The 22,314-nt window shown below is 66.8% G+C and carries 17 protein-coding genes; 10 read left to right on the top strand and 7 right to left on the bottom strand.

Annotated features, from left to right (window positions below; all coding sequences use genetic code 11):
- Positions 1–3: 3 nt before the first annotated feature.
- Positions 4–1,026, bottom strand: a complete 1,023-nt coding sequence (locus BMX37_RS09980) for an SMP-30/gluconolactonase/LRE family protein (RefSeq protein WP_093665573.1) — start codon at positions 1,024–1,026, stop codon at positions 4–6.
- A gap of 164 nt (positions 1,027–1,190) precedes the next feature.
- Between BMX37_RS09980 and BMX37_RS09975 the strand changes: the two genes are divergently transcribed.
- Positions 1,191–2,591, top strand: a complete 1,401-nt coding sequence (locus tag BMX37_RS09975; RefSeq protein ID WP_093665572.1) for a sugar porter family MFS transporter — start codon at positions 1,191–1,193, stop codon at positions 2,589–2,591.
- A gap of 624 nt (positions 2,592–3,215) precedes the next feature.
- Here the strand turns inward: BMX37_RS09975 and BMX37_RS09970 are convergent.
- The gene (locus BMX37_RS09970) at positions 3,216–5,522 is read right to left on the bottom strand and encodes an EAL domain-containing protein (protein ID WP_093665571.1); all 2,307 of its coding nucleotides are present in this window, start codon (positions 5,520–5,522) and stop codon (positions 3,216–3,218) included.
- A gap of 178 nt (positions 5,523–5,700) precedes the next feature.
- Between BMX37_RS09970 and BMX37_RS09965 the strand changes: the two genes are divergently transcribed.
- The gene (locus tag BMX37_RS09965) at positions 5,701–7,566 is read left to right on the top strand and encodes an ABC-F family ATP-binding cassette domain-containing protein (protein WP_093665570.1); all 1,866 of its coding nucleotides are present in this window, start codon (positions 5,701–5,703) and stop codon (positions 7,564–7,566) included.
- Positions 7,567–7,610: 44 nt separating this feature from the next.
- Here the strand turns inward: BMX37_RS09965 and BMX37_RS09960 are convergent, their stop codons facing one another.
- The 4 genes from BMX37_RS09960 to BMX37_RS09945 form a co-directional block, all read right to left on the bottom strand.
- Positions 7,611–7,988 carry a hypothetical protein gene (locus tag BMX37_RS09960; RefSeq protein WP_093665678.1) on the bottom strand — a complete coding sequence of 126 codons (378 nt, stop codon included), beginning with the start codon at positions 7,986–7,988 and terminating at the stop codon, positions 7,611–7,613.
- An 86-nt stretch (positions 7,989–8,074) separates the two neighbouring features.
- On the bottom strand, positions 8,075–8,692 hold the full coding sequence (locus BMX37_RS09955) for a TetR/AcrR family transcriptional regulator (protein WP_093665569.1): 618 nt from the start codon (positions 8,690–8,692) through the stop codon (positions 8,075–8,077).
- Between the two features lie 243 nt (positions 8,693–8,935).
- A complete protein-coding gene (locus BMX37_RS09950) occupies positions 8,936–9,223 on the bottom strand; it encodes a hypothetical protein (RefSeq protein ID WP_093665568.1) in 288 nt (95 codons plus the stop codon).
- 84 nt (positions 9,224–9,307) lie between these two features.
- The gene (locus BMX37_RS09945; RefSeq protein WP_093665567.1) at positions 9,308–10,681 is read right to left on the bottom strand and encodes a cation:proton antiporter; all 1,374 of its coding nucleotides are present in this window, start codon (positions 10,679–10,681) and stop codon (positions 9,308–9,310) included.
- A gap of 277 nt (positions 10,682–10,958) precedes the next feature.
- Here BMX37_RS09945 and BMX37_RS09940 point away from each other — a divergent pair, with 277 nt between their 5' ends.
- From BMX37_RS09940 to BMX37_RS09915, 6 genes are all read left to right on the top strand, one after another.
- On the top strand, positions 10,959–12,488 hold the full coding sequence (locus BMX37_RS09940; RefSeq protein WP_093665566.1) for a PAS domain-containing sensor histidine kinase: 1,530 nt from the start codon (positions 10,959–10,961) through the stop codon (positions 12,486–12,488).
- Complete coding sequence (locus BMX37_RS09935) at positions 12,481–13,161, top strand: response regulator transcription factor (protein WP_093665565.1); 681 nt, start codon at positions 12,481–12,483, stop codon at positions 13,159–13,161. The genes BMX37_RS09940 and BMX37_RS09935 overlap by 8 nt, the downstream gene beginning before the upstream one ends.
- A 70-nt stretch (positions 13,162–13,231) precedes the next feature.
- Positions 13,232–13,609: a response regulator gene (locus BMX37_RS09930; protein WP_244501515.1), complete on the top strand. Its 378-nt coding sequence runs from the start codon at positions 13,232–13,234 to the stop codon at positions 13,607–13,609.
- Positions 13,610–13,777: 168 nt separating this feature from the next.
- On the top strand, positions 13,778–15,976 hold the full coding sequence (locus BMX37_RS09925) for a TonB-dependent receptor (protein WP_244501514.1): 2,199 nt from the start codon (positions 13,778–13,780) through the stop codon (positions 15,974–15,976).
- Positions 15,977–16,061: 85 nt separating this feature from the next.
- A complete protein-coding gene (locus BMX37_RS09920; RefSeq protein ID WP_093665676.1) occupies positions 16,062–16,529 on the top strand; it encodes a hypothetical protein in 468 nt (155 codons plus the stop codon).
- 94 nt (positions 16,530–16,623) lie between these two features.
- Positions 16,624–18,684 (top strand): TonB-dependent receptor, encoded by a 2,061-nt coding sequence (locus BMX37_RS09915; protein ID WP_170841916.1) that lies wholly within the window; start codon positions 16,624–16,626, stop codon positions 18,682–18,684.
- A 20-nt stretch (positions 18,685–18,704) separates the two neighbouring features.
- Here BMX37_RS09915 and BMX37_RS09910 read toward each other — a convergent pair whose 3' ends face one another.
- On the bottom strand, positions 18,705–18,941 hold the full coding sequence (locus BMX37_RS09910) for a hypothetical protein (protein WP_093665563.1): 237 nt from the start codon (positions 18,939–18,941) through the stop codon (positions 18,705–18,707).
- Positions 18,942–19,084: 143 nt separating this feature from the next.
- Between BMX37_RS09910 and BMX37_RS09905 the strand changes: the two genes are divergently transcribed.
- Complete coding sequence (locus BMX37_RS09905; RefSeq protein ID WP_425288452.1) at positions 19,085–20,314, top strand: alginate export family protein; 1,230 nt, start codon at positions 19,085–19,087, stop codon at positions 20,312–20,314.
- Positions 20,315–20,417: 103 nt separating this feature from the next.
- On the top strand, positions 20,418–22,295 hold the full coding sequence (locus BMX37_RS09900) for a methyl-accepting chemotaxis protein (protein ID WP_425288451.1): 1,878 nt from the start codon (positions 20,418–20,420) through the stop codon (positions 22,293–22,295).
- Positions 22,296–22,314 lie beyond the last annotated feature (19 nt).

Raw genomic sequence — 22,314 nt, 5'->3', positions numbered from 1 at the left:
GCCTTAGGAGCGGCGACCATAGTCGCGCGCAAGCGGCAGCCGCAGCACGCGGTCGTTGGCCGTCATGAACAGCGTGCGCCCCCCTTCCCCGAACGCGCAGTTGGCGATCGGGCCGCCCGATCGGATCAACCCCAGCGGCTCCGCCTCCGCCGTCAGGATCATCATGCCGCCGGGCACCGAACAGAAATGCGTACCGTCCGGCCCGATCTTCATCCCGTCGGGCAGGCCCGGCGCGCCGTCCCGCTGCATCGGTCGCGCATCCAGCCAGACGCGAAACCGGATCGGCATGCCGCGCGCGTCCAGGTCGTACGCCATGATGTGTGGGTTCTTTTCGTCCGACACGGACACGAACAGGCGCCGCTCATTTGGCGACAGGGCAATGCCATTGGGCCGGGTCAGCGTGCCGTCCAGCAACGTCACGGTGCCGTTGACCGCGCGGCGATAGACGCCGTTGACCGGCTGCTCCTTCAGCGTCGACGCGTCCCCGTCCGCCAGGCCATAGGGCGGATCGGTGAAGAGGATCGCGCCGTCACGCGCGACATGCATGTCGTTGGGGCTGTTGAAGCGGCGACCCTGATACCGGTCGGCAAGCATGGTGCGCCGCCGGGTGCGAAGGTCCAGTCGGTCGATGCTGCGCCCCCCGCTATTGGCGAGCAGCAGGGCGCCGTCGCGGGAAAGCGCCAGGCCGTTCGCCCCCGCCTCCCGCACCAGCTTGGGATCGAACCGCGCCGCGCCGGAAGGGTTGAGAAACGTCACCGCACCCTTTTGCCGCGTCCAGCGCCGGACGATGTTGGCCGGAGGGTCGGAGAACAACAGGCCCGTGCCCGGAACCCACACGGGTCCCTCGGCCCAGCGAATACCCATCGCGATCGTCTCGATGCGGGTGCCGGGTGCGACGATCCGGTCGAGTGCGGGCGACAACCGGTCCAAGACGGGGGCGACCGTCTCGGCCATGGCCAGCGCCGGCGAGGCGGCCAGCGTCATTCCGCCCGCCAGGAAGGATCGTCGATCGATTTGCTGCATCATGTTCAACCCTGGCCCGTGATGGTGGTGCTGTGGCACGCTAGCGCCGGTTCGTTCCGGGACAATCCCGCAAACATCGGACCCGCAAAGGTTTCAACGCCAGCAGCCACCTTGCAGGGGGGACGAAAACCGGGTGATAGCGGACGAATCAGATAAGGAGAGTGTGCGTGGAGAAAGCGGGAAGCGGAGCCAATATCGGCTTCATCTCCGCCATCGTCGCTGTGGCGACGATCGGTGGCCTGTTGTTCGGGTACGATAGCGGCGCGGTGAACGGAACGCAGGACGGGTTGAAGGCCGCGTTCCAGCTCAGCGAGGGTGGCCTGGGCTTCACGGTCGGCTCGCTGTTGATCGGGTGCTTCGTCGGCGCCTTCTTCGCCGGCACGCTGGCCGACAGGATGGGACGGCGCAACGTCATGCGGCTCGCGGCGCTGTTGTTCCTGATGGGTGCGCTGGTCCAGGGCTTCGCGCACATCCAGCCGCTGTTCGTGATCGCGCGGATCGTCGGCGGCATGGCGGTCGGCGCGGCCAGCGTCCTGTCGCCGGCCTATATCTCCGAGGTCGCACCCGCCAACATCCGCGGACGCATGACCACCATCCAGCAGATCATGGTGATCAGCGGGCTAACCGCCGCCTTCGTCGTGAACTATTTCCTCGCACAGGCCGCGGGCGCATCCACCAACCCGTTCTGGCTGGGTCTGGAGGCGTGGCGCTGGATGTACCTGATGCAGGCGATCCCGGCGGCGGTGTTCCTGCTGGCGCTGTTCTTCATCCCCGAAAGCCCGCGCTTCCTGGTGGCGCGCGGTCGTCACGCGGAGGCCGGCGACGTGCTGTCGAAGCTGTTCGGAGCCGATGTGGCGCGCACGAAGCTGGACGAGATCCGCGCCAGCTTCTCGACCGACCATCGCCCGCGCCTGTCGGACGTGACCGCCCCCGGCACCGGGCTCAGGCCGATCGTATGGGCGGGCCTGGTGCTGGCGGTGTTCCAGCAGCTCGTCGGCATCAACGTGATCTTCTACTACGGCGCGACGCTGTGGCAGGCGGCGGGCTTTTCCGAGTCGCAGGCGCTGGCCACCAACATCATTTCCGGCAGCATTTCCATCCTGGCCTGCCTGGTCACGGTGGTGCTGGTCGACCGAATCGGCCGCAAGCCGCTGCTGCTGATGGGATCGGCGGGCATGGCGATCACGCTGTTCACGATGGTGTACGCATTCTCGACCGGTGCGATGAACGGCACGCAGCTGGTGCTGCCGGGCAGCATGGGTCAGGTCGCGGTCGTGGCCGCACTGGCGTACTCGGCATTCTTCAACATCAGCTGGGGCCCCGTCATGTGGGTCATGCTGGGCGAAATGTTCCCCAACCAGTTGCGCGGATCGGCGCTTGCGGTGTGCGGCTTCGCGCAATGGTTCTCGAACTATCTGATCGCGCAGAGCTTTCCGATCATGCTCGGCAGCATCGGCCTGGCGGCAAGCTACACCTTCTACGGCGTATGTGCGGCTATCAGCTTCTTCCTGGTCCAGCGGTTCATCCACGAGACCAAAGGCAAGGAACTGGAGGCGATGCAGGGCTGATCCACTGGACTGCCTTAGGTCTGCCGCCGGGACCCGTCAGCGGTTCCGGCGGCGGCCTGGGTCGTACTGGTAAGCGGGTTCGGCCGACAGCGGGCCACCTGTAGGACCAGCGACGAGGGGATCGCAACCGTTAGGCCGGGTAAGTGCCTAGCCCGTTAGCTCGATCACCGGCGCTGTTGAGCCCCTTGCCAAACAATGCCGAGGTGAACGCTCGAGGACATTTGAAGGGGTAAGTCGTACCGCAAGACCATCGCAAGCCAGTCGGCGGCAGATGCGTAAAGAATGGCGCTCACGACTTACTTGGCGGTGGCGTGCTCTATCCAGTAGCAGCCAAGCACGCACAAGCCTTCGCAAAGCATAACTAAGGCTGCATTGCGCCCGGCCGTCTCGGGCCTAGCCGGCACCGCGAATCCAACCACCGAATCAAAAGGCGCGAGACGAACGATCGTCCCGCGCCCGCATGATCAACGCTCGCCTGCGCCAGCCCAGCCACCAGGAGTGAGCCAGTCCCAGAAGCCACGAACGGGCTTAACCTTCTTCGCCATGGTAAACATCCCCGTTGAACAAGCGGACTGCTTGCACGGGCCCATATGCCATTAACGACTGCCGTTAGCAATTTGTTAACTATCCGGCTCGTCGCAACTTGGTGGCGGCAACGAACCGCTCCAGCGCCGCGAACGGCATGGGTTTCGCGATCAAATAGCCCTGCGCGACGTCGCACCCCATGTCGCTCAACGCTGCCAGGGTACCGGCCTCCTCCACCCCCTCGGCCACCACCTGCATGCCGAGCGAGTGCGCCAGTTCCACGGTCGATCGCGCCATGATGCTGGCACTTCGGTCTCGGTGAACGGAGCCGATGAAGCGCTGGTCGATCTTGATCTCAGAGGCAGGAAGCATTCGGACATAGTCGAGCGTGGAGAACTTCGTGCCGTAATCGTCGATCGACACATGGATACCCATCGAGCGCAGCTGCCGCAGCACCGCGAGGTGCGGCCCGTCCGGGTCGATCTCGGAGCTTTCGGTGATTTCCAGCGTAAGTCGCTCCGGCGGCAGGCCGTTCGATGCTAGCAAGGCACCGATCTCTTCGGGCAGATTGGGGTGGACCAGCATGCGAACCGACAGGTTGACCGCGATGGTGAAATCGCTGTCCAGCCCGTCAAGCCGTCGCGCATCCCGGATTGCCGTGCCCAGCACGAAGAAGGTCAACCCGGCGATACGGTTGGCCTGTTCCGCGGCCGGAATAAAGCGGTCGGGTGGGATCATCCCGCGATCAGGGTGCGTCCAGCGGACCAAGGCCTCTGCACCGGTCAGGCGATTTCGCCTCAAATCCAGCTTCGGCTGATACGCCACCCAAATTTCGCCGTTGACTAACGCCAGGTCGAGACGGCTGAGCAGCGACTGCCGGAATTCAGCATCCTCCAGCAAGCGTGGGTCGTGCAGGCGCCACTTCACGCTTGCCGCCACTGCCTCCCCGGCGCTGACCTGCAAGCTGCCGACACGCTGGGTCATGGGGCGATCACGACCGTCCTCGATCCCGAAGCCGACCGTCAGGTCGACCAGCCGTTCACCGACACTCACCGGCGACGATAGCAGCGCATGCAGGCCCTCGACGTGGTCGAACAGGGCCGTTCCCACGCACAGCGGGCTTTTCCAGACGAAGATCTCGTCGCGCTGCATCAGGTCGGATAATTCGCCTGACACCCTCAGGCGGCGGATCACCTCCGCCAGCAGGACGCGTTCCTCGACGTCATTCAAGGTGGCACGCAGGTCGGCATAGTTGCCGATCTTCATTCCCACCAACGTCACCGCACAGGTGCTGCCGTCGCGCAAAATGCTGTCGAACGTCGGCAGACCCGTGAGGCCATTAGTGGCGGCACGATTGAGGATACGCGCCCGAACCGAGACCAATCCCCATAGCAGCAACGCAGGGCACACCTGCGACCCGATCTGCCGCCCATCAAGCAGCACGGGTCCGAACATAAGCAGCAAAGGTACCGCCGCCATAGTGGCGTAACGGACCTGGCGCCGACGCGAATGCAGTATGATCAGGCATGCGGCAAATGTGATCAGGAGAGCCGGGAGCCATCCGATGTTGACTGGTACGGCGTCGCGCAACGTCTCGGCGCCGAGTATAAGGACAAAAATGCCAGGTGCCAGACCCTGACCTGGAAGACTATGAGTGTCCGTGAATGAGTCCGATGTACGGGCAATCGTGACATCTTTGCCAGCAATACTTCCTGCTGGAACCCTCCCACCAAGAAGGTCAGCCAAGTTTACCGTCGGGACGGTTTTATATTGGATCGCGTAATCCGGCGTAAAGAGATCAGTGCGGCGCGAATATACGCCGGATAGGATTGAGGAGAATGAAGGATAGAGTTTGTCGCCGACCCGGGTGGAGAACGGCACACCTGACGTGAACCCAAGCCAATCACGCCAAGTCACGACCGAACCTAACGATGCGGCCGACGTGAGGAGGGCAATCGGCTGCAAGACCTCGACTTCCCGAGACGACCCCGACACATCGAACCGTGTCGCCAGGAACACCCGTCCTCTGTGTCGCGCCAACGCAGCAGCGAAAACCGCGTCGTCACCGGCCGGACTCGGATCGGCATACACCTTGTCGAACAACACCTTGCGTGCGCCCAGTGCGAACAACGCGTCAACGGTTCGTGCGTCCAGGCTGCGGCGTACTCCCCAGCCCGGCACCTCGCGCAGGGTGCGATTGTTGATCTCAACCACCACCGTGCGGCCGTCCGATGGATGGGCGCGGATCGCGTCGCGGATGGTGTGGAGCGACCGTTCCAGCGGCGCGCCCAATTCGAACACGCCGCAGAAGAGCGCGATCAGCGTGGACCAGAACAGGATACGCGCCCTGGTGGACGCCGCGAAGGTTCGCCGTACCGCCATCAGGTTGCTGCGGATCGATTCCACGCGACTCGCCACTCCATGGCCGCGCCGCTCGCGTGCAGGCTCGGCATCCGAGATCAGGCCTTTGGCCCAACAAGGCTAAGAAGCGGTTAAGCGCTCGCCCGCGTCGGTTGAGTCGGCGACAGCCGCCTGCCCGTTGTGATCGCTCGCGCGCGGTAGAGGACGCTGTTATGGGCCCGCCATGCTTTCGCTTCGTGACATCACCGTTCGGCTGGGCGGCCGTACGATCATCGACCATGCCGGCGCGGCGCTGCCGCCGGGAAGCCGGGTGGGCCTGATAGGGCGCAACGGCGCGGGCAAGTCGACGCTGGTCCGCGTGATCGCGGGCATGCTCGAACCCGACACGGGCAGCGCGGACATGCCGCGCGGTACGCGCATGGGCTATGTCGCGCAGGAGGCGCCCGCCGGGAAGACCACGCCGTTCGAGACCGTGCTGGCGGCCGACACGGAACGCGCCGCGCTGATGGAGGAGGCGGAGACCAGCACCGACCCCGATCGGCTTGGCGAACTGCACGAGCGGCTGAATGCGATCGACGCGCATGCCGCGCCGGCGCGGGCGGCACGCATCCTGGTCGGCCTCGGCTTCGACGAAGAGGCGCAGCATCGATCGCTCGACAGCTTTTCCGGCGGATGGCGGATGCGCGTGGCGTTGGCTGCGCTGCTGTTCTCTCAGCCCGACCTGCTGCTGCTCGACGAGCCGTCCAACCACCTGGACCTGGAAGCGGTGCTGTGGCTGGAGGACTTCCTGAAATCCTACCCCGCGACGATCGTGCTGGTCAGCCACGAACGCGACTTCCTCAACAATGTCGTCGACCACATCCTGCACCTGGATCGCGGCAAGCTGGCACTGTACCCCGGCGGCTACGACGCGTTCGAGCGGCAGCGCGCCGCCGCGCAGGCGCAACAGGCCGCCGCCCGCGACAAGCAGATGGCGGAGCGTGCCAAGCTGCAGGATTACATCGCACGCAACTCGGCCCGTGCCTCCACCGCGAAACAGGCGCAAAGCCGTGCCAAGGCGCTCGCGCGCATGCAGCCGATCGCGGAGGTTCTGGACGACCCCAGCCTGAGCTTCGACTTTCCCGACCCCAGCGAGTTGCGCCCGCCGCTGATCACGCTGGACATGGCGAGCGTCGGCTATGCCGACACGCCGATCCTGAAGCGGCTGAACCTGCGCATCGATCCGGACGATCGCGTGGCGCTGCTCGGGCGCAACGGCAACGGCAAGACCACGCTGGCCCGCCTGCTCGCCGCGCAGTTGACGCCGATGGAGGGCGGCATGACCGCATCGGGCAAGATGCGCGTCGGATATTTCACCCAGTATCAGGTGGAGGAGTTGAGCCACGACGACACCGCCGTCCAGCATATGAGCCGCCTGATGCCGGGCGCGACACCGACCGCCGTGCGCACGCAGCTTGGCCGGTTCGGCTTTCAGGGCGACAAGGCGACGACGCAGGTCGGCAAGCTGTCGGGCGGCGAGCGCGCGCGGCTGGCGCTGGCGCTGATCACCCGCGACGCGCCGCACCTGCTGATTCTCGACGAGCCGACCAACCACCTGGACGTCGACGCGCGCGAGGCGCTGATCCAGGCGCTGAACGGCTATTCGGGTGCGGTGCTGATCGTCAGCCACGACCGCCACATGCTGGAAATGACCGCCGATCGGCTGGTGTTGGTGGATGAAGGCACCGCGAGCGAGTTCGACGGCACGCTGGACGACTACATCGCCCGCATCCTGTCACGGGACCCGACGACGCAGAAAGCCGACAAGGTCGACCGGAAGGAGACCCGACGTCAGGCGGCCGAGGCGCGCGAAAAGAGCCAAACGCTGCGCAAGCGCGCCAAGGTCGCCGAAAGCGAACTCGCCCGGCTGAGCGAAACCCGCAGCGGCATCGACCGCGCGATGTTCGATCCCGGCTCCGCCGAGCCTGCGCTGGCGAAGCTGACCATGACCGAGTTGATGAAGCGCCGCGCCGAGCTGGAAAAGGCGATCGAGGCGGCGGAGGCGACGTGGATGGAGGTAAGCGAGGAACTGGAAACCCTGGCGGTCTGACCCGACCGCCAATGACGACCGGCGCGATGCCGGTCGCACCCTTGTCAGCGCCGGCGACGCGGGCGGCGGGCGGCGCCGATGCTGTCGACGAGCAGCTCGTACTGCTCCGGCGAATAGCCGGCGGCCAGGAATTCCTTCACCTCGCCCGACGGCACGGTGTAGCCGTTGTGCCAGGTCAGCACCGCCATGCGCCGGAGCGCCTCCAGACGGGGATCGGCGAGGCGCGGATTATGCCCCTCCCCGAACAGCCGGCCCATCGCCACGGCAATGCGGCCAGGCAGGCGCAGGGTCGACAAACGGTCGCGTTCCGCGATCGCGACAACCGACCATTCCAGCGACGACAACACCGCGTCCTTGACCGGCGCGATAACGGAGGCGGCTGGCGCCGCGCCCCCGATCTCGGCGAATTCACTATAGGCCATCATTCTGCTCCGACCCTGCAATCTATACCGGCCGATATACAAGTCGATTCGCGGGCGTCAATCACTTTCTGTACCGCGCGGTATAATCAGTTCGGACGAACGGGCCACATGCGCATCGCCGTGTCGACCAAGCGCACCAGTGCTTCGCGGCCGGCACCCGACCCGGCCTGGATCGCCATGCCTTGCAACAGCGCGATCAGGTAGGAGGTCAGGCCCGCAGGATCGATGTCTGCCGGCAAATCGCCGTCGGTACGGGCGCGCTCGAACCGCTGGATCAACGCCGTCTGCGACGCCGCCCGCCGGGCGATGACCTCCGCCTTGATCCCTTCCGCCTCCGCACCGCAAGCGACCGAGTGGATCACGCCCAGGCATCCGCGCGGCTCGTTGCCAGTCTGCGCCTCGAGAGCCCCGCCAAGCAGCCGTTCGGCCACGCCACGTGCGGTCGGCGCGGAAAGAGCGGCGTTCATGTACGCCATCTTTTCCGATTCGTAGAGGTCGAGCGCCTTGCGGAACAACGACTCCTTGTTGCCGAACGCCGCGTACAGGCTGGGTCGGGTAATGCCCATCGCCTCGGTCAGGTCGGTCAGCGAGGCACCCTCATAGCCCTTGCTCCAGAACACGCGGAGCGCGGCAGCCAAGGCGGCATCGACGCAGAACTCGCGCGGGCGACCCTTTGCGGCATGGCAGGCGACTGTTTCTTCCATAACGACCGGTACATAAGTGGCGGCACGGGCAAAGTCCAGCCGCCTGCCTAGCCGGGCCCCGCGTCATGCGGTATGAGCAGGTCCGGGTAGCTGCTCCGCACATGGCGGGTGGGCAGCATCGCAGTTCCGGGGGAGAGCACGCGATCCGCTACCGGCGGGCCAACCCTGTCGCTTTCAGCCATGATCGGGCGCTGCGGCGATCACATGCAGGTCGTCATCCCCGCGCAGTCACCGCACAGGCCCTCAGCGTGGACGAAGCCGCGCGTGCTTGCCGCCGTAGCGCTGGCCCAGATAGCTGTTCATCCGCTGCATGTCCGCCATGGCCGCGCTGGCCGCCTCCGCGTTGCAGGTCAGCGGGCCCGAGACCTGACCCGTCGCGCGGCGCTCCACCTTGGCGCACAATTCCTCTATGTCCGCCCGGTTGAGGAGGTTCTTCTCCCGCATCAGGCACAACAGGCTTTGCAGGATCAACAGGCTCTCCTCGCCCGGATCGACCGGCTGGTCGACGGCGGGATGCGGAACGGTGGCCATGGTACCTCTCCTTTGTTCTGAGCGAGAGGCTACGCCTTTTCCGCCGCTTGGCAATAACCCCGGACAAGGGCTGCGCTCGACCGGTCAGGCCGTCCGCGCCATCTCCGCCTGCGCTATGGCGCCAAGCTCGCCACGCTTGCGCGCATGGCGGCCATAGACCAGTTCGAACAACGGCCCGGCCATCATCGTGGTGACGATCGCCATCAGCACCAGCATCGCGAACAGCGCCGGGCCAATGATGCCCTTTTGCAGCCCGATGTTGATGATGATCAGTTCCATCAGCCCGCGGGAGTTCATCAGGGCGCCGATGCCGAGCGCGGTGCGATTGTCCTCACCCGCCAACCTGGCGGCCAGGTAGCAGGCCCCGCCCTTTGCCAGCACGGACGCGGCCAGGATCCCCAGCGCGACCAGCAGCAAGGCGGGCGAGTTCACCATGTCCATGCGGGTATTCAGCCCCGAATAGGTGAAGAACATCGGCAGCAGCAGGGCGACTGTCAGCGGCTCCACCTTGCGCCGGATCTCGTCCGAGAACAGGCCGCGCGGCATCACCGCGCCAAGGATGAACCCGCCGAAGATCGCATGGATGCCGACCGCGTCCATGAAAAAGGCGGACAGGCAGAACAGCGCCAGCACGATGGCCAGCATCTCGGTCCCCATCTCCCCTTGCCGCTCCACGCGCCGTGCCAGCGGGGCCAGCACGCGGGGGCCCGCGAACACGACGATGGCGGCCCACACCGCGCCGCCGGCGATCGCGATCACCGCCACGCCGGGGCCGCCCCCGAACGTCGCCAGCACGATCGCCAGCACGCACCAGGAACACGCATCGTCAAAGGCGCCGGCCGTCAGCGACAGCGTACCCAGCGCGCTGTTCGCCAACCCACGTTCGTTGATGATCCGCGCGAGCATCGGAAAGGCGGTCAGGGCGATGCACGCGCCCAGGAACAGGGTCGCGTTGAGTTGCGAAATGCCGGCTGCGAACAGGCCAGGCACCCCCATCAGCCACGGCGCGATCAGCACGGCCATCGCAAAGGGCGCGGCGATGCCGGCGACCGACACGCCGGCCGCGCTCTTCACCTTTGTCCGGACATGGTCGATGCGCAGCGTCGTGCCGACAAGGAACATGTACAATCCCACGCCAAGCTGCGCGCCGGCGTACAGGACGTTACGTGTCTCCTTGGGAAAGATCGCCACCTGCGCGTCCGGCCAGATCAGCCCCAGCAGGGACGGTCCCAACACGACCCCCGCGATCATCTCCCCCACCACCTGCGGCTGACCCAGCAGCCTGCGTCCGAGCCAGCCGACGATCCGGCACGTCACCAGGATCACCGCCAGCTGCAAAAGGAAGTGAATGGAGAAGTCACCCGGTGCGTAGCTGACCGCGGCGCCGGGAACTGCCGGCCCATGCGGATGCAACAATCCGGATGCCGTCTTTTGCACGCTGTCCCACAGGTCGCTCACGTTTCCCACTCCCCGCCGTTCGCCCCGCCTTTCATCGACGGCACTTGCACGACCCCTTGCGCGCGTTACCGCAGGACCATGGCCGCCATCAACATCCCGAAATGATCCGACGGCAACACGGATCACCGATGCTTGCGCGCGAGCCGAGGTCGGGGCCGGCGCCGGGATCGGGGCCGGTACGGGATTTCCCGGATGGGGAATGTGCGATGCCGGGCCTAGGTCGACGCGGCATGGGGTGGCCACCGCCCCTGTTGGTCAGCCGGTTCGAGGTGACGCGATGAAGACGCTGCAGGACCTGATCCCGCCGGGCGGGCTGGCCGACGAGCTGCGGCTGTTCCTGGAAAGCACCACCGACCTCGCGCTGTTTCTCAGCGACCGGGACGGCGTCGTGACCAGCTGGTCGCGCGGCGCCGAGCTGGTCACCGGCTGGCATGCGGAGGAGATCATCGGCCGGTCCGGCGACCTGCTCTACACCGAACAGGACCGGACATCGGGCGTACCCGACCGCGACCGGGCGAACGCGCTCGACACGCCACCCTTTCGCGCCGAGGAGTGGCGGGTGCGCAAGGACGGGTCGGAGTTCGTCGCGGACGTGACGCTGGTGGCGCTGAAGGGCGCCGACGGCAATTTGCGCGGCTTCGGCCACGGCATGGCGGACATCACCACGCGCAAGGCCGCCGAGCAGGCGATGCGCCAAAGCGAACTGCATTACCGCTCCATTCTTGCGACCGTACCGGACGCGATGGTGGTGATCGACGAGCGCGGCATCATCCTGTCGTTCAGCGCCGCAGCCGAGCGCCTGTTCGGCTACACCGAGGCGGAGGTCGCCGGCCGGAACGTCAGCATGTTGATGCCCAGTCCCGACCGCGACCGCCACGACGAGTATATCGGCCGCTATCTCGACACCGGCGAACGGCGCATCGTAGGGATCGGGCGAGTCGTCACCGGTCAGCGCCGCGACGGCGGGCAGTTTCCCATGGAATTGTCGGTCGGCGAGGCGCGGGCAGAGGGTCACCGGATCTTCACCGGCTTCATCCGCGATCTCACCTCGCAACAGCTGGCCGAAATGCGGCTGAAGGAATTGCAGGGGGAGCTGATCCACGTGTCCCGTGTCAGCGCGATGGGCACGATGGCATCCACCCTGGCACATGAGCTGAACCAGCCGCTGACCGCGATCGCCAATTATCTGGAGGCAGGGCGCGACCTGATCGACGATGGCGACAACCCCGACACCCGCGCCCTGCTGCGCGAAGCGATGGCGGAGGCCGCGGCAGAGGCGCTGCGTGCCGGGCAGATCGTGCGCCGCCTGCGCGATTTCGTCGCACGCGGCGAGACGGAGCGGCGCGTCCATGCCCTCCCCGCGCTGATCGCCGAATCGGCCCGGCTCGGCCTGCTGGGCGCGACGGAGCACAGCATCCGGCTGTTCACGCACTATGATCCGGACGCCGAACGGGTGGTGGTCGACCGGGTCCAGATCCAGCAGGTGCTGGTCAACCTGTTGCGCAATGCCGCCGAAGCGGTCGCCGATCGCGATCGCCGCGACATACGGGTGGAGACGCGGCGGGACGGTGCGATGGTGCGCGTGTCGGTGTCAGACACCGGTGCGGGCATCGACCCCGCCATCGCCCCGCGCCTGTTCCAAGCCTTTGCCAGCGGAAAGGAACACGGCATGGGACTGGGTCTGTCCATCTGCCGCACCATCGTCGAGGCGCATGGCGGCCGCATCACCGCGGAACCGAACCCGGATGGGGGCACGACCTTTCATTTCACGATCCTGAGCGCGGACACGGGAGGCAGCGATGGGTGACAAGAGACTGGTCCATATCGTCGATGACGAGGAGGCGATCCGTCGCTCTGCCGGCTTCATGCTGCGCACGTCCGGCTTTGCCGTCGCCAGCTGGGAGTCGGGCGTGGCGTTCCTTCGCAAGGCACGGTCTGCGGAAGCGGGCTGCGTCCTGCTGGACGTGCGCATGCCCGAGATGGACGGCCTCCAGGTCCAGCGCGAACTCGCCGCGATCGGTGTCGCGATGCCGGTGATCGTGCTGACCGGTCATGGCGACATCGGCACCGCGGTGGAGGCGATGAAGAACGGCGCCGTGGATTTCCTGGAGAAGCCGTTCGAAAAAGCGCATCTGCTCCGCGCGCTCGACATCGGATTCCACCGCCTGGAACATCGGCAGGAGGAACTGGAGTCGGAGCGTGAGGCCGGCATCCGTGTCGCTGCGCTGACCCCGCGCGAACGCGACGTGCTGCTGGGCCTAGTACGCGGCCATCCCAACAAGACCATCGCCTACGACCTGGGCATCTCGCCCCGCACGGTCGAGGTCCACCGGGCGAACGTGATGAGCAAACTGAACGTCAACAGCCTGTCCGACGCGCTCCGCATCGCGTTCGCGGCGGGGCTGAAGGATCAGGCGGCCGTCGCTGTGCATCAGCCCCCGCGGCCCGGTGCAACAGACCCCATGGGGAAACACACGTAGAGACAAACGCTTGCCGATCGCGTCTGATATGCCTGCCGCCAAAGGGGTGTGCACGCGCAAGGGCCTTTTCGTGACCAGCACTCACTCTCGTTCCCGCCCTGCCCCGCGCCGCGCGCTTCTCGTGGAGGATGACGAGGGCGTGCGCCGCTCGCTCCAGCTCCTGCTCCATGGGCGGGGGTTCGAGGTGCGCTCCTACGCCTCCGCCGTGCCCCTGCTGCAAAGCGATCAGGAGCGGGACGCGGATGTGCTGGTCGCGGACTATCAGTTGCCCGACAAGAACGGCATCGCGGTATTGCGCGACCTGCGCGCACGCGGCTGGCAAGGGCGGTCCGTGCTGATCACCGCCTTCCCCTCCCAAGCGCTGATTCAAGAGGCGCAGGGGATCGGGTTTCACGCGGTGCTGGAAAAGCCGTTGCAGCATCACCTGCTGATGGCGGCGCTGGCCTGAGGATCGGCGACGGAGGCTCGGCCGCCCACCCTGCCCGACCACGAAAAGCGACAGCCTGCCGCGCCGCCGCTTCGGCCCGGCGCCGGCGTGCGTCGGCACCGCACAAAACGCTTGATATAATATATCGTTCTTCTTAGGGGCGCCGCGGACGTTCAGGGAAGATCGATAATGAAGAAGTTGCTCGCCGGCGCCAGTATGCTCTGCCTTTTCGCGGCGCCTGCCGCCTTTGCCCAAGCCGCCGGCACGTCACGGCCGACCGCAGACGACTCGGACGCGCAGGCTGAGAGTGCCGTCCCCACATCCTCGCGCCAGGCAGCGACCAGCCCGGAAGTGATCGTCACCGGCGTCCTGCAACAAAGCGAGCGCGATGTCCTTCAGGGCACGTCCGTTCTGTCGGGTGAGGCACTGACGCGAAACCTGCGGCCGACCATCGGCGAGACGCTGGCCCGGCTGCCGGGCGTGTCGGCGACCTCGTTCGGTCCGACCGCCTCGCGACCCATCCTGCGCGGCTTCCAGGGTGAGCGGATCCGGGTGCTGACGGACGGCATCGGCTCCATCGACGTGTCCAACACCAGTGTCGACCACGCCGTCGTGATCGATCCCCTTCTTGCCGAGCGGATCGAGGTCCTGCGCGGGCCGTCCGCGCTGTTGTTCGGATCGTCGGCGGTGGGCGGCGTGGTCAACGTGGTCGACACCCGCATCCCGCGCACCGTGCCGGAAAACGGGTATCGCCTTGCCGGCATCGCCAATTACGGCTCCGCCGCGAACGAACGATCGGTGGAGGGCGCGGGCGATGTCGCGGTCGGCCAGCATCTGGTGCTGCATGCCGACGGATCGTACCTGAAGACCGACAATTTGCGCATCGGCGGCTATGCCCTGTCGCCCGCCGCGCGGGCCGCGGCGCTGAGCCAGGTCGGCCTGCCGCAGACCGTGGATGACGGCGAGGAGCCGATCGACTTCGCCGCGTCGGCCGCGATCCGCAACAAGCTGCCCAACTCCTTCTCCGAGACATGGACGGCAGGCGCGGGCGCGTCGATCATCACCGACACCGGATCGCTGGGCGTGTCGTACAGCCACTATGACAGCTTCTACGGCATCCCGATCCGCTATGCGACGGAGGTCGGGCAGGAACAGGAGGCGCCGCGTCTGGACGTTGTGCAGAACCGGTACGACCTGCGCGGCGAGGTGGAAACCGGCGGCGGCTTCCTTGACCGCATCCGCATCCGCATGGGCCACGCCAACTACCGCCATTTGGAGCTGGAAGAGGACGGATCAGTCGGCACCGCCTTCTACAACAACGGCACCGAGGGTCGGCTGGAACTGGTCCAGGCGCGCAAGGGCGCGTGGAGCGGCGCGTCCGGCGTCCAGTATTTCAACCGGCTGTTCAACGTCGTCGGCGACGAGGCATTCCTGCCGCGCAACGAGACCAACCAGACCGGCCTGTTCACCGTTCAGCAGCTGGATTTCGGCGCCCTGAAGGCAGAGGGCGGCGTTCGATACGAGTGGACCGATCTGGCGGCGAAGACGGACGTCGACAACCGCTTCTTCGTCGGTCAGCGCAGCTTCCACGCCCTGTCCGCGTCGCTCGGCGCATCGTACGGCATCGGTGATGCGATCCGCATCGGCATCAACGGATCGCACACCGAACGCGCGCCGTCCGCCGAGGAGCTGTTCGCCAATGGCGGCCATGCCGGCACCCAGGCCTATGAATTGGGCAGCCCCGATTTCCGCCTGGAGAAGAGCTGGGGGCTGGAGGCGACGTTCCACGCCCATACGGACCGCGTGAACTTCGACGCGTCGGCCTACTACAACTGGTTCTCCAACTACATCTCCGAAAACCAGGTCGCGCAGTCGGTTTGCGAGGTGGGGGCGGTGCGATACGGCCGCGCCGACGCGGACGTCGACCTGCCGTGCTTCCAGTATCAGCAGGCGGATGCGCGCTATTACGGGTTCGAGGCGGATCTGTCGGCGAAGCTGTTCACGGTCGGCACTACGCGCTTCAACGCCGATGTGCTGGGCGATTACGTTCACGCCAACATCAAGGATGTCGGCCCCGTGCCGCGCATCCCGCCGCTGCGCGTGCTGGGCGGGCTGGAAGCGCAGGGCGATGCCTTCACGGCGCGCGCCGAAGTCGAGCATGTCTTCGATCAGAACCGCGTCGCCGATTTCGAGACGCCGACGAGCGACTACACCATGGTCAACGCCAGCCTCAGCCTGTCGCCCTTCGGCCGGGACAGCAAGACGCAACTGGTGCTGAGCGCGAACAACCTGTTCGATGTGACCGCCCGGCGGCATGCCAGCTTCCTGAAGGATTTCGCCCCGCTCGCCGGCCGGGATCTGCGCGCCACGCTGCGTTTCGGACTGTGACGTAATGGCCGGTGCGGACGATCGCACCGGCGGTTACGTAAAAACCCCACTGACTGAACGCGACGACGGGTCTAGGGCGGCGGCGGTGCAACGCCTCCGCCGCCTTGCCACGATCCATCGTTCCGCCGCCGTGTGGCTGGTGGTGCTGACGCTCGCCGCCCGCATGCTGGTGCCGGGCGGCTACATGCCGATGCCGACGAGCGAGGGACTACGTATCCTGCCCTGCGATGGCTGGGCCGGCGCGAGCATGACGATGGCCGGTATGGCACAGGACGCCGCACGTGCGGACCATGCCGGCATGCCGGGTCATGCCATGACCTCTCCGGCATCCCCGGCGAAGCAGCCGGGCAAGGCGGACGCACCCACCAGGAGCGAGGTGCCCTGCCCATTTGCCGGGCTGGCGATGCCGTCGCTCGGCGGTGCCGATCCGGTGCTGCTGGTGCTGGCGATCGGCTTCATCGTCGCCGCGGCACTGCGCATCGTCGAGCATTCTCCCCGCGCCGCCGCCATCCGGCCGCGGCCGCCCTCACAGGCTCCACCGCACACCGCCTGATCCGTCACCCACCGGCCGGGCCATCATGTCCGCAGCCGGCCCGCATCATGCTCGAGCGGCACGAGGACCCTTCGTGCCCGATCAGGACGTTTTCATGCCCATCATCCCACTTCACGCCGGCATCACGCTGGCCGCCCTGCTTGGCGCGACCGCCGCAGGCGCTCAGACCGTCACCCCCAACCCCATGGAGAACGCGGCCGATCACCCGCCCTCGCGCGCCGGCACCGAGATCGGCATCGGCGACATCGTCGTCACCGCGCATTCCATGGCGCGATCCACCCAGAACGTCCTCAGTTCCGTCGACCTGCTCGGCGGCGACATCGCCCAGCGGCAGAATGTCGACAACAGCTGGGAGTTGTTCGCGCGCCTGCCCGGCGTGGTGCTGACGGACTTCAACCAGGGCACCACGTCCGGCCGCTTCTCCATCCGCGGCTTCAACGGAGAGGGGGAGATCAACGCGGTCAAGCTGTTGATCGATGGCGTGCCATCCAACGACAATGCCGGGGGCATGCCGTTCATCGACATGGTGCCGCCGCTAGACATCGACCGGGTGGAACTGGTGCGCGGCACCTCCGACCCACGATGGGGACTGCACGCGATCGCCGGCAGCGCGGACATCCGTACGCGGATCGGCGGCACCTATCTGGATGCCAAGGCGCTGTCCGGCGCCTTCGGAACCGTGGACGCGCAGTTGTCGGCGGGTGTGGAGACGGGTGCGCTCAGCCAGAACTATCTGGTGTCGTATCGTCGCACCGATGGATATCGCGATCATGCCGACCTCGACCGGCTGAACCTGGCGGGCAAGTGGTTCGTGGACATGGGCGCGGCGCGGGTCGGCGTGATCGCGCGCTATTCGACGGCGGACGCGGAGGAGCCCGGTTATTTGACGGACGCGGATGCCTACACCGCGCGCCGGCGCTCCTATTCCGTCTCGCAGACGGACGGCGGCACGCGAGAGATGGCGCAGTACAGCCTGCACCTCGATGCCGATCTGGCGGATACGCTGGCGCTGACCGCGATCGGCTATGCCAACACGCTGAGGGACGACCGGTTCGTCCGCTTCTCCGCCAATGTCGCGCAACAGCGCCGCTACACCGACGAGCGCCAGTATGGCACGGTCGCGGCCCTGCACTGGCACCCGGTCGTGCCGTTCCTGCACGACCTGATGATCGAGGGCGGCGGCGACGTGCAGTGGCAGCACAATGTCAGCCAGCGCTGGACCGCCGACCGCCGGGTGCTTGTTGCGCGCACGCGGGATCAGCAGTTCGACCTGACGGTCGGCGGTGGCTATCTTCAGGCCATTATACGCCCGACGCGCTGGTTGACGCTGACCCCCGCCTGGCGCCTGGACGGCGTGAGCGGCGACTTCCACAACCGGGCGAGCGGCACGTCGGCGCCCATCAACCGCTATGGCACGATCAGCCAGCCCAAGATGTCGGCCGCGATCACACCGCTGGGGGGGGTGACCCTGTACGGCAATTACGGCCGCACGTTCCAGATCGGGGCCGGATCGGGCGCCTATCTGGTGGCGCCGCGCGTGCGCGATGTGGACCCGTCGATCAACACCGGCTGGGAAGGCGGACTGAAGCTGAGCCGGGGACGATGGCTGACCGCGCGGATCGCCGCGTGGCAGCAGACCGCGAGCGGCGAGTTGCGGCGGCGGCTCAACGATCCCGGCGGCGACTTCGACAATCTCGGTCGCACGCGCCGGCGCGGCATCGACGTGGAGGCGAACGTGACGCCTCTGCCGGGCCTGTCCGGTTGGGCGAGCTGGTCCCACCAGCGCGCGCGCATCCTGGTGCCCGATCCGGCCAGTCCCGGGCAGGCGGGCAATGCCATCGACCACGTCCCCGCCAACGTCTACACGGCGGGTATCGAGTGGACACCCGGCGCCAGCCCGTTGCGCCTGTCGCTGTGGGGCAATGGCCAGTCCGCGTATGAACTGACCCCAGCGAACGACCAGGGCCGCTTCGGCAGCTATGTACAGGTCACGGCGGAGGCCGGATGGCGGCTGACCCGGCAGGTCGAGCTGTCGCTACAACTGCGCAACATGCTGAACGATCTGTACGAATATGTCTGGTTCGACGGCACGCAGCGGCTGCACGCCCCCGCCGATCCGCGCAGCCTGTACGGTGCGCTGCGCCTGAGGCTGTGAAGTCGCCGCCGCCGACCGCCTCAACCCCGGTCGGCGGTGACCAGCGGATGGTCCAACCGGACCGTGTCCAGCAGATGCTCCGCCGCATCCACTTCGCCCGCTGTGCCGGTTGGCGAGATCGACCAGTTGCACAGGGGATGCGTCGCCCTGTCGTGCAGTCGCACCGGCCCCAGCACGATCCGCCAGCGCCGCCGATTGCCGCCGATCCGGCGCACCAGCATGGCGATGAGCAGGTCCTGAAGTTCGCTGACGGTCATCGCGGCGCCATGGCGCGACGGGGGGCCGTTCGCAACCCGGTCAGCAAGGACCGGCTGTGAAAAGCACCGGCTCAAGGGCATGGTGCGGCCCTGTGCGAACAGGCTTAACGCGTCTTCAACCGACTTTTGGCACATGCGCCGGGATGACCGATATGCGACTCCCGCGCCTCGCCGCGTTATGCCCACTCGCGCTCACGCTGATCGTCGCAAACCCGGCCGGCGCGCAATCCCTGGTGCTGAAGCCGCTTGCCGACGCCAGGCTACGCTACGAACGGGTGGAGCAGGATGGAATCGCGAAGGACGCGGACGCCGTCACGATCCGCGTCCGCACCGGCGTCAGCGCGACGCGCGGGCATCTGTCGGCGCTGGTCGAGGCGCAGGGCAATCTCGCGATCGTCAATCATTATGACGACACGGTCAGCGGCCCATCGCGCCGCGCGGCCGTCGGTGACCCGGAGAATATTGCCCTCTACCGCGCGCAATTGCAATACAAGGCGGACGCGGTCACCGCGACGGCCGGGCGGCAAAAGATCACGCTGGACGATGAGCGGTTCGTGGGTGCCGCCAACTGGCGACAGAACGGCCGGACCTATGACGCGGCGCGCTTCGAATGGGCCGTGTTGCCGCAGCTGAAGGCAGACCTGATCTATTCCTGGAGCGTGCGTGGCACCAGCGGCATCAACGGCACGGGGGCGAAGCCGCCGGCAATCGATGGCGTCAACGTGTTCGTCAATCTGGCCGCAAAGACGCCGATCGGCACTCTGACCGGCTTCGCCTATCTGATCGATCAGGACGAGCAGGCTGTGCAGGGCTTCCGCTTGTCCAGCCAGACCTATGGCGCGCGGCTCGCCGGCAATCGCGCATTGGCCCCGTCGGTGAAGCTGAACTGGGCACTCAGCTATGCCCGCCAGTCGGACTATCATCGCAACCCCAATGATTACCGCGCCAGCTATTACCTCGCCGATGCCGGGCTGGAGGTGTCGGCCGCGCGTCTGGGCGCCGGGTACGAGGTGCTGGGCGCCGATCGCGGCACCGCGCTGACCTCGTTCCAGACGCCGCTCGCCTCCATCTTCAAGTTCCAGGGTTGGGCCGACAAGTTCACCACCACGCCCGCCAACGGCGTCCGCGACCTGTACGGCAGCGCGGGTTGGACCTGGAAGCGTGTCGGTCCGCTGACCGGCATACTGATCCAGGGCGTGTACCACCGCTTCGACAGCGATCGCCTGTCGATGGATTATGGTGACGAGGTCGACCTGCTCGCCAGTGCGAAGTGGCGCCGGTACACCGTTTCCGCGCGCTACGCCGACTATCATGCGGACAGCTTCGCCACCAATACCCGCAAGTTCTGGCTGGAACTGGATTACGTTCTGTGAGCGGCCAAAAGCGTCCCGCCTTTCAGCACCTTGTGACCGAAAGGCCGTCGACTTCGCCGGTTCTTTAAAGCCGCCTTAACTCTGGCCGTGCCAGATGCGACGCATGCCATCGGGGGGTTCGTTTCACGTGTTCCAGAATATCGCCATACCCCGCAAGTTCGCGATCTCCTTCGCCACGCTGATCGCCATGTTCCTGCTGGTCAGCGGCATCATCCTGTTCAACGTCAGCCAGCTGCGCCAGGTCGCGCACGATCGCGACAACGCCCGTTACGTCGCGGAGCGCGCGGACGACATGATGACGGGTGTGGTGGAAGCGCAGAGCGCAGTGCGCGGCTATGTTCTGCTCGGCAAGCCAGAGTTCCTGCGCACGTACGAGGAGAACCGTGCCGCGATCGCGGAGGCCGCCGCCGATGCCCGCACCCGCGTCACGTCGCCCGAACAAAAGGCGCGCTTCGACGACTTCGCGCGCGAAGCCAAGCAGTGGCAGGATACCAAGATCGCGCAGACGCTGGCACTGTACCACGACCCCGCGACCCGCAGCCAGGCCGTGCAGCTTGCCGGCACCAAGCAGCTAGGCGCGATGCGCAAGATCAAGAAGGCGATCGACGACGAACAGGACGGCCAGACGGCGGTGTTCGACGAGGGCCAGGCCCGCGCGGAACGCTCCGTCACCTGGGTGCTGGTGATCGGCGCGCTGGTCGCCGTCGCCATCGCGGGTCTGCTCGGCTGGCTGCTCTCCAACGCGATCGCGCGTCCGGCCGGGCGCCTGTCGACCCTGATGGAGACGCTGGCCAAGGGCCGCACGGACATCGAGGTACCCTTTACCGAGCGGCGTGACGAGATCGGCAGCATGGCCAAGGCGCTGCTCGTGTTCCGCGAGGCGGCGGTGGTGAAGGGCCAGGCCGATCGCGAACAGCAGCAGGTGATGGACGAGGTCGGCGCCGGGCTGTCGCGCGTGGCCGATGCGGATCTGCAGGTTCGCTTCAGCGACTTTCCCGCTTCCTATCGCCGGCTACAAGACGACTTCAATCGCGCGATGAACGCGATGGAGGGCGTGATGACCCATGTCGCCGACGCGACGCGCGGGATCAACGCCGGCGCGGCGGATATCCGTCAGGCGTCCGACGACCTGTCGCAGCGCACAGAGCAGCAGGCCGCGAGCCTGGAGGAAACCGCCGCCGCGATGGATGAGATCACCGGCACGGTGCGCGAAACCGCATCCAATGCCGATCGCGCCAACCAGGTCGTGCGCGACACGCGCGTCGAGGCGGAACAGTCCGGCGACATCGTCCGCCGCGCGGTGGAGGCGATGGGCGGGATCGAGCGCGGCTCCGGCGAGATTTCCGAGATCATCACGGTCATCGACGCGATCGCGTTCCAGACCAACCTGCTCGCCCTGAACGCGGGGGTCGAGGCAGCGCGCGCCGGCGACGCGGGCAAGGGCTTTGCCGTCGTCGCGTCCGAAGTGCGCGCGCTGGCGCAGCGGTCCGCCGATGCCGCCAAGGACGTCAAGACGCGGATCACCGCCTCATCGGACCAGGTGCAGTCCGGCGTGGCGCTGGTCGGCGAGACGGGCGATGCCCTGCGCCGCATCATCGGTCGGATCGAAGAGATCAGCGACCTGGTGTCCAGCATCGCCGGTTCCGCCCAGCAACAGGCGAACGGCCTGCAACAGGTGAACACCGCCGTGGCCGAAATGGACGGCGTGACCCAGCAGAACGCGGCCATGGTGGAACAGTCGACCGCCGCCGCGCGCAGCCTGCTTGCCGAAGCCGACGAGCTGGCCCGCCAGATCGCGCGGTTCAAGGTGGGCGGCGACACAGCAGCGACCACGTCGCGTACCGCCAACCCCGTTCATCGGATGCAGGACCGGGCCGCCGACGCCGCCCGGCGCATCGCCCGGCCCGCCCCCCGGTCCGGCCCCCGATCGCACGGCAACGCCGCGCTGGCCGTATCGACCGACGACTGGTCGGAACTCTGACGCGAACCGACTGCCCTTC

This window comes from Sphingomonas gellani (assembly GCF_900110035.1).
GTDB lineage: Bacteria > Pseudomonadota > Alphaproteobacteria > Sphingomonadales > Sphingomonadaceae > Sphingomonas > Sphingomonas gellani.
This window is presented reverse-complemented; position numbering and strand designations above follow the sequence as displayed.

Coding starts and splice junctions, on each gene's coding strand:
- BMX37_RS09980 (WP_093665573.1), bottom strand. CDS start 1,026: ATGATGCAGCAAATCGATCGACGATCCTTCCTGGCGGGCGGAATGACG.
- BMX37_RS09965 (WP_093665570.1), top strand. CDS start 5,701: ATGCTTTCGCTTCGTGACATCACCGTTCGGCTGGGCGGCCGTACGATC.
- BMX37_RS09960 (WP_093665678.1), bottom strand. CDS start 7,988: ATGGCCTATAGTGAATTCGCCGAGATCGGGGGCGCGGCGCCAGCCGCC.
- BMX37_RS09955 (WP_093665569.1), bottom strand. CDS start 8,692: ATGGAAGAAACAGTCGCCTGCCATGCCGCAAAGGGTCGCCCGCGCGAG.
- BMX37_RS09950 (WP_093665568.1), bottom strand. CDS start 9,223: ATGGCCACCGTTCCGCATCCCGCCGTCGACCAGCCGGTCGATCCGGGC.
- BMX37_RS09940 (WP_093665566.1), top strand. CDS start 10,959: ATGAAGACGCTGCAGGACCTGATCCCGCCGGGCGGGCTGGCCGACGAG.
- BMX37_RS09935 (WP_093665565.1), top strand. CDS start 12,481: ATGGGTGACAAGAGACTGGTCCATATCGTCGATGACGAGGAGGCGATC.
- BMX37_RS09925 (WP_244501514.1), top strand. CDS start 13,778: ATGAAGAAGTTGCTCGCCGGCGCCAGTATGCTCTGCCTTTTCGCGGCG.
- BMX37_RS09915 (WP_170841916.1), top strand. CDS start 16,624: ATGCCCATCATCCCACTTCACGCCGGCATCACGCTGGCCGCCCTGCTT.
- BMX37_RS09910 (WP_093665563.1), bottom strand. CDS start 18,941: ATGACCGTCAGCGAACTTCAGGACCTGCTCATCGCCATGCTGGTGCGC.
- BMX37_RS09905 (WP_425288452.1), top strand. CDS start 19,085: ATGACCGATATGCGACTCCCGCGCCTCGCCGCGTTATGCCCACTCGCG.
- BMX37_RS09900 (WP_425288451.1), top strand. CDS start 20,418: ATGCCATCGGGGGGTTCGTTTCACGTGTTCCAGAATATCGCCATACCC.